Genomic DNA, 10792 nt, shown 5'->3' on the forward strand with positions numbered 1-10792 from the left:
CGTCTCGTTTTCGAAAGCCGACGACGGAGCACCGGGAGACAGCATGAACACGAAGGCTCGCAGCACGCACGTGGTAGTGGTCGGCGGCGGCTACGCGGGGGTGATGGCGGCCAACCGCCTCACCCGGCGCTCGGACGTGACCGTCACCCTGGTCAACCCCCGCCCGGACTTCGTCCAGCGGGTCCGGCTGCACCAGCTGGCCGCCGGCAGCGGCGAGGCCGTGGTCGGCTTCCGGGAGGTGCTGGCGGCCGGGGTGCGGCTGGTGGTCGACAGCGCCACCCGCATCGATGCGGCCGAACGGAGCGTGCTGCTCGCCTCGGGCGGCACGATCGCCTACGACCGCCTCGTGTACGCGGTGGGCAGCGGCAGCGCGGACCCGTCGGTGCCGGGGGCGGCGGAGTTCGCCCACCCGATCGCCACACTGGAGGAGGTGCAGCGGCTGCTGCCGGTCCTGGAGGCCGCTCCGCTGACGGCCCCGGTGACGGTGGTGGGCGGCGGGACCACCGGTATCGAGGCGGCCGCGGAGCTGGCGGAGCAGGGCCGCCGGGTGACCCTGGTCTGCGGCGGGGTGCTGGGCCCGTACCTGCACCCCCGCGGCCGCCGCTCGGTCGCCGGGCGGCTGGCGGCCCTCGGGGTCACGGTCCTGGAAGGCGCCGCCACGAAGGTGACGGACGTACGGGAGGACTCCGTGAGCCTGGCCGACGGGCGGGAGCTGCCGAGCCGGGTCACCATCTGGACCGCAGGGTTCGGCGTGCCGGACCTGGCCGCCCGCAGCGGCCTGAGCACCGATGCGCTGGGGCGCCTCCTCACGGACGAGACGCTGACCAGCGTGGACGACGACCGGATCGTCGCCGCGGGGGACTCGGCCGCACCTTCGGGCCTCGCGCTGCGGATGAGCTGCCAGGCCGCGATGCCCCTGGGCGCCCGCGCCGCCGACACCCTCCTCGCCCGCCTCGACGGGCAGCGGCCCGGCGCCCTCAACCAGTTCTTCGCCGGCCAGTGCATCAGCCTCGGCCGGGGGGCCGGCATCTTCCAGTTCGCCCGCCCCCGCGACACCGCAGTGGGGTTCCACATCGCCGGCCGCCCCGGCGCCAAGCTCAAGGAGGCCGTCTGCCAGGGCATCGTCAAGTACCTGGCCGACGAGGCCCGCAAGCCCGGATCGTACGGTCTGCACCGCGTCCCGGGGGGCGGCCGCGGCCGGCAGCTCGCGGCGGCCGCCGCCCCCAACCCGGCGCAGGGCGGGGTGCGTTCGGCCCCGGTAGGCTGACCGGCACAGGAGGTGTCCGCGACGTGAGTCTTTCACCCGGCGACCACGGTCCCCGCGTCGATCCGGAGCCGGCCCTGAAGTACGCCGTGCAGCACATCCGCGGTGACCGGGTCCAGATCGTCGAGGGGATCATCGAGCCAGTGACGCCCACGTGGGACCACGAGCGCGCGGCCAGGCTGATCCGCCGGCAGATCGAGGACCGGGTCGAGGAACTCGGGTGCGTGGAGGGCTCGGGCAATCTGGACCTGCCCGGCTCCTCCAACTGGTACGTCCCCGACCTCGCGGTCGTACCGGAGGAGCTCGCGAAGGGGGCCGCGGCCCTCGTCCCCGACCAGACCCTGCTGGTCGTGGAGGTCACCAGCGAGTCCAACGCCGACACCGACCGCATCGTCAAACGCCGCCGCTACGCGGAGTACGGGGCCCCGCTCTACCTCCTCGTGGACCGGATCGAGCGGTCGGTGACCCTGTTCGCCGAGCCGGGGCGCCTCGGCTACACCCGGGTGGTGGGCCCGCACCCCTTCGGGACCGCCGTCCGCCTGCCCGCACCCTTCGGCCTGGACCTCGACACCAGCGGGCTGTAGGACGAGGGCTCCCGGATCCGCCGGGCACGGCGCCCGGGACCGGCCGGCCGCAGCCACGGCCGGCCGGCCCCGGGGCGCGCACCCCGCTCAGGCCAGGTCGAACCGGTCCAGGTTCATCACCTTGTCCCAGGCCGCGACGAAGTCCCGTACGAACTTCTCCTCGGCGTCCGCGCTCGCGTAGACCTCGGAGAGGGCGCGCAACTGCGAGTGCGACCCGAAGACGAGGTCCACGGCGGTGGCGGTCCACTTGACCTCGCCCGTGCTGCGGTCCCGGCCCTCGAACTCGTTCTCGACCGTGTCCGAGGCCTTCCACTCCAGGCCCATGTCCAGCAGGTTGACGAAGAAGTCGTTCGTCAGGGCCCCGGGGCGGCCGGTGAACACCCCGTGGCGGGACCCCCCGTGGTTGGCGCCGAGCGCCCGCATCCCGCCGACCAGGACGGTCATCTCGGGCGCGCTCAGCGTCAGCATGTTGGCACGGTCCAGGAGCAGCGTCTCGGGCGCCAGCTTCTCGCCCTGGCGCAGGTAGTTGCGGAACCCGTCCGCCGCCGGCTCCAGCACGGCGAAGGACTCCACGTCCGTCTGCTCCTGCGAGGCGTCCGTGCGCCCCGGGGCGAAGGGAACCGTGATCTCGTGCCCGGCCTCGCGCGCCGCCTGCTCCACCGCGGCGCACCCGCCCAGCACGATCAGGTCGGCCAGGGACACCTGCTTCCCGCCGGACTGCTCGGAGCCGAAGGCCTCCTGGATCTGCTCCAGCGCCTGGAGCACCTGGGCCGTCCGCGGCCCCTCGTTGCACTCCCAGTCCTTCTGCGGGGCGAGCCGGATCCGCGCCCCGTTGGCGCCGCCGCGCATGTCGGTGCCGCGGAAGCTGGCCGCCGCCCCCCAGGCGGTGGCGGCGAGCTGGGAGAGGGGCAGCCCCGAGGAGAGGATCCTCTCCTTGAGGGCGGCCACGTCCTTGTCGTCGATCAGCTCACCGGTGGCGGGGGGTACGGGGTCCTGCCACAGCTGCGGTTCGGCGACCCAGGGGCCCAGGTAGCGCGAGACCGGACCCATGTCGCGGTGCAGCAGCTTGTACCAGGCCCTGGCGAACGCGTCCGCCAGCTGGTCCGGGTTCTCGTGGAACCGCTTCGCGATCGGCAGGTAGGCCGGATCCGTCCGCAGCGCGAGGTCCGTCGTCAGCATCATGGGCGCGTGCCGCTTCGACGGGTCGTGGGCGTCCGGCACCGTGTCCTGGGCGGCCGGGTCCACGGGGGTCCACTGCTGGGCGCCCGCGGGACTCCGCGTCAGCTTCCACTCGTACCCGAACAGGTTGTCCAGGTAGCCGTTGTCCCACTTCGTCGGCTCGGTGGTCCAGGCCCCCTCCAGACCGCTGGTCAGCGCGTACGGGCCGACGCCGGTGCCGTAGGTGTTCGGCCAGCCCAGTCCCTGCGCCTCCAGCGGGCAGGCCTCGGGCTCGGGGCCCACGTACTGGGGGTCGACCGCGCCGTGGCACTTGCCGAAGGTGTGTCCGCCGACGATGAGGGCGACCGTCTCCTCGTCGTTCATCGCCATGCGGCCGAAGGTCTCGCGGATGTCCTTTGCGGCCGCCATCGGGTCCGGATTTCCGTTCGGGCCCTCCGGGTTGACGTAGATCAGACCCATCTGGACGGCGCCGAAAGGACCGGTGAGCTCCCGGTCTCCGGCATAGCGCTCGTCACCGAGCCAGGTGTCCTCCGGACCCCAGAAGATCTCCTCCGGCTCCCAGATGTCCTCGCGTCCGAAACCGAAGCCGAAGGTCTTCAACCCCATGGATTCGATGGCGCAGTTCCCGGCGAAGACCAGCAGGTCCGCCCACGAGATCTTCCGCCCGTACTTCTGCTTCACCGGCCACAGCAGCCGGCGCGCCTTGTCCAGGCTCGCGTTGTCCGGCCAGCTGTTGAGGGGTGCGAAGCGCTGGGCGCCGCTGCCGCCTCCGCCGCGGCCGTCGGCGATCCGGTACGTTCCGGCCGCGTGCCAGCTCATCCGGATGAACAGCGGGCCGTAGTGGCCGTAGTCGGCGGGCCACCAGTCCTGCGAGGCCGTCATCACGTCGAAGACGTCCCGCTTCAGGGCCTCCACGTCGAGGGTCTTGAACTCCTCCGCGTAGTCGAAGTCCTCGCCCATCGGATTGGCGCGGGGCGAATGCTGGTGGAGGACCTGGAGATCCAACTGGTTCGGCCACCAGTCCCGGTTCGTCCGGGGCCGGGTCGGCGTGGGAGCCGGGGAGGGGATTACCGGGTTCTCGCTTTCGCTGCCGGACACGTCCGTCCTTCTTCCTTCTCGGTGTTTCCTCGGCTTCCGATGCTGGCGCATCGCAGACCCCAGAGCCGTGAGAACACGCATGACGGATTCACATGCGCACGGGGAAATTCCGTACGGGCTTGCGGGCGTACGGGGTTGCCGCTCTGCGAAGGTGCGAATCTCCGCAGGCCTACGGTGCGGCGGGCGGCTCGGCCGGGGCGAGGCGGGTGAGGACGAGGAGGGCGTCGACGAGGTCCTCGGCCGGGGCGCCGGTGGCGAGGCGGCGCAGCTGCTGGCCGAAGACCAGCGCGACGGCCGCCGCGGCCAGCCGTTCCGCGTCCGGTACCCCGAGCCGCTCCAGGATCCGGGCGGCCAGCAGGTCGTAGGCGGCGAAGCACTCGGCGGCCGCCGCCCGCAGCCGCTCGTCCCGCCCCGCCTGCACGTACAGTTCGAACGGGGCGATGTGGCGGTCGTCGAACGCGTTCCCGCCCGCGACCTGCGCCACCACCTCCGCCGCCTGCCCAATGTCGATCCCGTCGGAGCATTCGTCGGCGAGTGCGGTGAAGTGCCGGGTCTCCTCGGCCACGAAGTGCAGCAGGCTCTCGCGCAGGAGCTCGTGCTGGGTGGCGAAGTGGTACGTGACGGAACCCAGCGAGACCGCTGCCTCCTTGGCGATCCGCCGGTTGGTCACGGCCGCCACGCCGTCCTGCCCGATGATCCGCAGTACGGCGTCGACGATGCTCTGGCGGGTGTCGGAAGCAGGGGACATGGCGGCATTCTGCCAAATGGCGGGTGCCGGCCGACCGGCCCGCTGCGGGCTCCGGACCTGCCCCGGCCTGCCGCCCAACTCCCTTGTTCCGTCTGGACAAGGGGTGGTGGGCTCCCTACTGTTCGTTCGAACGAACAGCGGGACGGGCGAAGGCAGGGGATTGTCATGGACATATCTGGAACACGGGTTCTGCTCACCGGCGCCACGGGCGGCCTGGGCGAGGCCCTGGCCGCGCGCCTGGCCGCCTCCGGGGCCGAACTCACCGTCACCGGACGCCGCGAGGACGCCCTCAAGGCCACCGCGGACGCCCACGGCGCCCGGCCCGTGCTCGCCGACCTCGCGGTACGGGCCGACGTGGCCCGGCTGGCCGAGACCTGCGCCGACACGGACGTCCTCGTCGCCAACGCGGCCCTGCCCGCGAGCGGAGAGCTGCTCGACTACAGCGAGGAGCAGGTGGACCGCGCCCTCGACGTCAACCTGCGCGCCCCGATCCTGCTGTCCCGCCTGCTCGCCGAGCGGATGGTGGCCCGCGGCCGCGGCCACATCGTGCTCGTCGGCTCCCTCTCCGGCAAGGCCGCGACCCGTTCCACCTCCCTCTACAACGCCACCAAGTTCGGACTGCGCGGATTCGCCCTCGCCCTGCGGCAGGACCTCGCCGGAACCGGCGTGGGCGTGTCCCTGGTGCAGCCGGGATTCGTCCGCGACGCTGGCATGTTCGCGGCCACCGGCGCCGCCACGCCGAACGGCATCAGGACCGTCACCCCCGCCCAGGTGGCCGACGGGGTCGTACGAGCCGTCCGGCGCGACCTGTGCGAGGTCAACGTGGCCCCGCTCGAACTGCGCCTGCTCAGCGCGGTCGCCGGCCAGTTCCCCCGGTTCGCCGAGCGGGTCCAGACCCGGGCGGGCACCGACGGTTCCGTACGGCAGATCGTGGACGCGCAGCGGTCGCGCCGGTAACCGGTGGACCGTGCTCCCAGCCGGTCGCCGTGGCGCCTCGCCGGCAGCCCGCGGCCGGTCGCCGTGGCCCCCTGACTCCGGGGGGCGTGCGCCGCTCGGGACCGCCCGGGGCCCGCTGCGGGGTGCGGACCCGGCCCGCCCGGCCGCCGGCTTCCGGCAGGGCGGCTACCAGCCGGAACCGGCCAGCAGGTGCAGCGCCCGGTGCTCGGCGCCCGCCTGGGCCGCGCCCGCCCCGAGCAGCCCCTGCTCCGCCGCCTCCCGCAGCGCCGCGCTCACCTCCTCGCACCGCGCGCACCCCTCGACCCAGCCCGGGACGAGGTCCAGGTGGCGGTTGGCCAGATGGCGCGCCAGCGCCCGGAACGGGTGGGACGGGGTCCCGGGCGCCCCGGGTCCCGCGGTGAGCAGGTCCGGCACGGACCCGGCGGGCTGCGGCGCCGACTGGCGCAGGCGGGTGCAATCCGGACAGGCTGCCGTCGGTGCGGCCGGCGGGTCGGCACTCATGCGAGCCACGGTAACCCCCGCCCGGCCTCCCGGCCCGCCCCGGCTCGGCTCCGTGCACCGACCGGCGGACGCGTTGACCCGGGAGGCGGGCGGGCAGGAGCTACCCATGGACGAAGAACGCACGGCGGACGCACACTCCGGGACCGTGACGAGCGGACCCGGCGCGTTCGACCGGTTCGCCGATCTCCTCGACCCGCCCGTGTACGTCGTCACCGCGGCAGCGGGCGGGGAGCGCGCCGGCTGCCTGGTCGGCTTCGCCTCGCAGTGCTCGATCGAGCCGCCCCGTTTCATGGTGTGGCTCTCCGTGGCGAACCGTACGTACCGCGTCGCGCAGCAGAGCCGCCACCTGGCCGTACACGCCCTGCTTCCCGGGCAGCACGCCCTGGCCGAGCTCTTCGGCGGCACGACCGGGGACGACCGCACGGACAAGTTCGGGCAGGTGTCGTGGCAGCCGCACGGGGACGAGGGCACGCCGGTCCTGGACGGGGTGGCGGGATGGTTCCTCGGCCGGGTCCTCGGCCGCACCGAGGGCGGGGACCACGTGGGCTTCCTGCTGGACGCGGTCCGGGTGGGGCCGGCGGCCGCCGGCCGCGGGAGACCGCTGACGCTGAGCGCCGTGAGCGACATCGAGGCCGGGCACCCTGCCTGAGCCCGGCTCGCGCCGGGCTCGTTGCGCACCTCGGCGCTCGCGCCCGTGCCCGTGGTGCTGGCTCTCGCCGCAGCGGCCGGGCCCGGTTCCCGTGGTGACATCGGCCCGCCGCGGGTAGCAGCCGGGCGTGAGCTACGTACACGCCGGCCGCGCCTACGAGCGCGACAGCCGGTACCTGACCACGCGGATCACCGCCGACGGGCGCGAGGGCCACCAGGTGCAGCCCGGCCGCTACCGGCTGGTGGTCAGCCGCGCCTGCCCCTGGGCGAGCCGCGCGGTGATCGTCCGGCGCCTCCTGGGACTCGAACACGCCCTCTCCATGGGCATCGCCGGACCCGTCCACGACGAACGCAGCTGGACCTTCGACCTCGATCCCGGCGGCCGGGACCCGGTGCTCGACATCGAACGCCTCCGGGACGCCTACCTCGCCCGGGACCCCGGCTACGACCGCGGCATCACCGTGCCGGCCATCGTCGACGTGCACACCGGACGGGTCGTGACCAACGACTTCCCCCGCATCACCCTCGACCTGTCCCTGGAGTGGACCGCACACCACCGCGACGGGGCACCCGCGCTCTACCCCGCCGCCCTCCGGAAGGAGATCGACGCCCTCAACGCAGTGGTCTACGAGGACGTGAACAACGGGGTCTACCGGGCCGGATTCGCCGGATCACAGGCCGCGTACCGGAAGGCGTACGAGGCGCTGTTCGCCCGCCTCGACGAGCTCGCCGACCGGCTCGCGCACTCCCGCTACCTCGTCGGCGACACGATCACCGAGGCCGACGTGCGGCTCTTCACCACCCTCGTGCGCTTCGACACCGTCTACCACGGCCACTTCAAGTGCAACGCGCGCAAGCTCGCCGAGATGCCCGTGCTGTGGGCGTACGCCCGGGACCTGTTCCAGACACCCGGTTTCGGCGACACCGTCGACTTCGACCACATCAAACGGCACTACTACATCGTGCACTCCGACATCAATCCGACCGGCATCGTCCCCGCCGGACCGGACCTGTCGGGCTGGCTCACCCCCCACGGCCGCGAGCGCCTGGGCGGGCGGCCCTTCGGCGACGGCACCCCGCCCGGCCCGGTGCCGGCCGCGGAAGCCGTGCCCCGGGCCCACACCCCGTGGGCCTGGGTCCGGCAACCGGCATGACCGACCGGCCGCACACCGCCCGTCAGGCAGACCCTGTACATCGCCCGTCCGTACGGTGCCGGGAGCGCCGCCGTCATCCCGCGGCCGGGGCCACCACCGCGTCCGCCGTGGGCACCAGCACCACGAAGTCCGCCTTCCACGGGTCCAGGCAGACGGCCAGCCGGCCGACGCCCGGCATGTCCTCCGGCTCCATCTGCAGGCTGCCGCCGTTCGCGGTGACCTGCGCCGCGGCCGCATCGCAGTCGGCGACGTTGAAGACCGGGTGCCAGTACGCCCGTCCGCCCGTCAGCGTGAGGTGCTCGGCGGGCAGCTGCATGAGCCCGCCGTGCATCCGCTCCTGCGGCAGCCCGGCCGGAGTGATCAGGGAGTACGCGCTCCCGCCGCCCGGCAGTTCCATGTCCTCGAACTGCCAGCCGAAGACCCCGCGGTAGAAGTCCTTCGCGGCCGCCGCATCGGTCGTGTACAGCTCGGTCCACGACAGCGATCCCGGCTGGTCCACCAGCTCCACGCCCAGGTCCGAGCCGGGCTGCCAGACGGCGAACTGCCCGCCCAGGGGGTCGGTGTACTGGGCCATCCGCCCGTAGTCCTCGAAGTCCTTCGGAGCCACCCGCACCGTGCCGCCGCCGCTCTCGACCGCCCGGGTCGTCGCGTCCGCGTCGGCCACGGTGTAGTAGAGCATCCAGGCGGAGCGGGCGCCTTCCTCGGTGAGCTTGCCGAGACCGGCGACGATCTTGCCGTCCTTGCGGAACATCCCGCCTTCCATGTCCTGCGACTCACCCGCCGACTCACCCGCCGGCTCCTCCATCGGCTCGTACTGCCACCCGAGGACGGCGCCGTAGAAGGCCGCCGCGGCCGGCACGTCGGGCGAGCCGAGGTCGAGCCAGCAGGGTGAGCCGGGGACGAAGTCAGTGGTGATCATGGCCGTGCCCTTCCGCCGGTGTCCTGTGGCCCCAGCCTGGCACCGGACCCGCCCCCGCGCCCGTCGCCGACCGCCATCCGCGCCGCTGCCGGGCACCGGTCCCGCACACCGGTTGCGCCCCGCGAAGTCCGGGGCGCGTTGTCAGTGCCCCGTGCCATCCTCGGAACGGACGGAAGCCGGGCGGGGACGGGGGACCGGCCCGGGATCGGACTGTGTCAGGGGGGCTTCGATGATGTTCGGGGGTGGGGACGAGTGGTGGGCGGTGCTGTTCGTCCCGGTGTTCTTCTGGGTGCCGTTCGGGCCCTTCATCATGGCGGCGCTGGGGTCCTGGTGCGCCCGGAGCCCCGGCTGGCGGCCGCGGCTCTGGTCGGTGCTGATGCCACTCCTGCCGGTCGCGGTCTCGGCCACGGCCGTGATCATGCCGCCGGACACCTGGGACGACTCGACGTTCCGGGAGGACCTCATCGGCTACCTCCTGGTGTACCCGGGAGCGATCACCCTGCTGCCGTGGCTGCTCGGATACGGCCTCACCCGTGCGACGCGCGCGATACGCGCCCGCCGGGAGCGGACCCGGCAGGCGGCCGACACCGTGCCCGGGCCCGAGTAGGGCTCAGGGGAACTCGGGGTTCTCGGTGATCTCGACGCTGGAGCCGGAGCCCGGGAACTCCCAGGTCGCGTAGCCGAAGCCGAAGCCGAGCGAGGCGAAGAACAGCCCGACGCACGTGAAGACCGTGCAGAAGGCGAGCCCGAACACGGCGACCGCCTTGATCCCGACAGCGGCCGGCCCCATGGGAACCGCGTGCTGCGGGTGCTCGGGAAGGTAGCGGACGGAGACGAAGTCCCCGACGACCCTGGGGACCCCGGAGGTGTCCTGGACACGGATCTCCTGCCCGTCCCGGGTACGGAAGCCGAGGATCACGTGGCGGCTGCTCATGCTGCCGTGCCCGTCGGCTCGCGGCCCGAGGGAACGGGTGTGGGAGACGTAGGTCTCCAGACAGCGGGCCTCCGCCGTCAGCCCGTGCGCCAGGGTCCGGCTCCGCAGCCGGATCCGCCGCACCAAGATGACGCCCATCGTCACGCCCACCCCTGCGAACAACAGGCCGACGAGCCCGAAGACCGCACCAAATGCCCCACCGAGTGCCTGCATGTCCGTCCCCCCGCCCTGTCCCGTCCCTGACAGACGGATGTACGGACCAAGATGATGCCCGAGCCCTCGCGGTTCCACGTCCGGGGTCCGATGATCTGCCCCGAGTCAACTTGACGTGACCCGCCCCGGCCACTAGCGTAGTCAAGCTGCTTGAGCAGGTCCTGTCGACGACGGGCCCGAAGCAGCCGAACCATTACCTACGACTCACCCTTGCGGGTGTGAATTCGGCATGCCCGAATTCATTGCCGGGGCCCGATTATGGGCCGCCTGGGAAATCCGCTAGAGTCCAGGTCGCCGGAAGGGCCCAACAGCCCGGAAGGCAAAGCCCGCTGACTGGGAGTCAGGCCCGAAAGGATCTGATAGAGTCGGAACCGCCGGAAGGGGAAAGCGCGAAAGCGCCGGAAACGGAAAGCGCCGAGGAAATCGGATCGGAAAGATCTGATAGAGTCGGAAACGCAAGAACGAAGGAAGCGCCCGGAGGAAAGCCCGCGAGGGTCGGTACAAAGGAAGCGTCCGCACCTTGAGAACTCAACAGCGTGCCAAAAATCAACGCCAGATTAGTTGATACCCCGTCCACTTCGGTGGATGAGGTT

Annotated in this window: 12 protein-coding genes; 6 read left to right on the forward strand and 6 right to left on the reverse strand. The window is 72.6% G+C overall.

Annotated features, from left to right (window positions below):
• The first annotated feature begins 43 nt into the window (after positions 1 to 43).
• Complete coding sequence (locus ACZ407_RS23900; RefSeq protein WP_468131428.1) at positions 44 to 1267, forward strand: NAD(P)/FAD-dependent oxidoreductase; 1224 nt, start codon at positions 44 to 46, stop codon at positions 1265 to 1267.
• 23 nt (positions 1268 to 1290) lie between these two features.
• Positions 1291 to 1848, forward strand: coding sequence for a Uma2 family endonuclease (locus ACZ407_RS23905; protein WP_468131430.1), 558 nt, complete (start codon positions 1291 to 1293; stop codon positions 1846 to 1848).
• 87 nt (positions 1849 to 1935) lie between these two features.
• On the opposite strand, the gene katG is transcribed toward ACZ407_RS23905, so the two are convergent.
• A complete protein-coding gene (gene katG / locus ACZ407_RS23910) occupies positions 1936 to 4176 on the reverse strand; it encodes a catalase/peroxidase HPI (protein WP_468131432.1) in 2241 nt (746 codons plus the stop codon).
• A 118-nt stretch (positions 4177 to 4294) separates the two neighbouring features.
• Positions 4295 to 4873 (reverse strand): TetR/AcrR family transcriptional regulator, encoded by a 579-nt coding sequence (locus tag ACZ407_RS23915; RefSeq protein ID WP_468131434.1) that lies wholly within the window; start codon positions 4871 to 4873, stop codon positions 4295 to 4297.
• 165 nt (positions 4874 to 5038) lie between these two features.
• Here ACZ407_RS23915 and ACZ407_RS23920 point away from each other — a divergent pair, with 165 nt between their 5' ends.
• Positions 5039 to 5830, forward strand: coding sequence for an SDR family NAD(P)-dependent oxidoreductase (locus ACZ407_RS23920; RefSeq protein ID WP_468131436.1), 792 nt, complete (start codon positions 5039 to 5041; stop codon positions 5828 to 5830).
• Positions 5831 to 5995: 165 nt separating this feature from the next.
• Here the strand turns inward: ACZ407_RS23920 and ACZ407_RS23925 are convergent, their stop codons facing one another.
• Positions 5996 to 6331 carry a hypothetical protein gene (locus ACZ407_RS23925; RefSeq protein WP_468131437.1) on the reverse strand — a complete coding sequence of 112 codons (336 nt, stop codon included), beginning with the start codon at positions 6329 to 6331 and terminating at the stop codon, positions 5996 to 5998.
• A gap of 106 nt (positions 6332 to 6437) precedes the next feature.
• On the opposite strand from ACZ407_RS23925, the gene ACZ407_RS23930 reads away from it, so the two are divergent.
• A complete protein-coding gene (locus tag ACZ407_RS23930) occupies positions 6438 to 6980 on the forward strand; it encodes a flavin reductase family protein (RefSeq protein ID WP_468131439.1) in 543 nt (180 codons plus the stop codon).
• 127 nt (positions 6981 to 7107) lie between these two features.
• Positions 7108 to 8133 carry a glutathione S-transferase family protein gene (locus ACZ407_RS23935; protein WP_468131441.1) on the forward strand — a complete coding sequence of 342 codons (1026 nt, stop codon included), beginning with the start codon at positions 7108 to 7110 and terminating at the stop codon, positions 8131 to 8133.
• Positions 8134 to 8206: 73 nt separating this feature from the next.
• Here ACZ407_RS23935 and ACZ407_RS23940 read toward each other — a convergent pair whose 3' ends face one another.
• The gene (locus ACZ407_RS23940) at positions 8207 to 9052 is read right to left on the reverse strand and encodes a VOC family protein (RefSeq protein ID WP_468131443.1); all 846 of its coding nucleotides are present in this window, start codon (positions 9050 to 9052) and stop codon (positions 8207 to 8209) included.
• 229 nt (positions 9053 to 9281) lie between these two features.
• Between ACZ407_RS23940 and ACZ407_RS23945 the strand changes: the two genes are divergently transcribed.
• Positions 9282 to 9659 carry a hypothetical protein gene (locus ACZ407_RS23945; RefSeq protein WP_468131445.1) on the forward strand — a complete coding sequence of 126 codons (378 nt, stop codon included), beginning with the start codon at positions 9282 to 9284 and terminating at the stop codon, positions 9657 to 9659.
• Between the two features lie 3 nt (positions 9660 to 9662).
• On the opposite strand, the gene ACZ407_RS23950 is transcribed toward ACZ407_RS23945, so the two are convergent.
• Both ACZ407_RS23950 and ACZ407_RS23955 read right to left on the reverse strand, forming a co-directional pair.
• Positions 9663 to 10199 (reverse strand): DUF3592 domain-containing protein, encoded by a 537-nt coding sequence (locus ACZ407_RS23950; RefSeq protein ID WP_468131447.1) that lies wholly within the window; start codon positions 10197 to 10199, stop codon positions 9663 to 9665.
• 340 nt (positions 10200 to 10539) lie between these two features.
• On the reverse strand, positions 10540 to 10792 hold a 253-nt coding region (locus tag ACZ407_RS23955; protein WP_468131449.1), incomplete at its 5' end, for a hypothetical protein.

The sequence above is a fragment of the Streptomyces sp. NPDC030809 genome, from assembly GCF_055572195.1.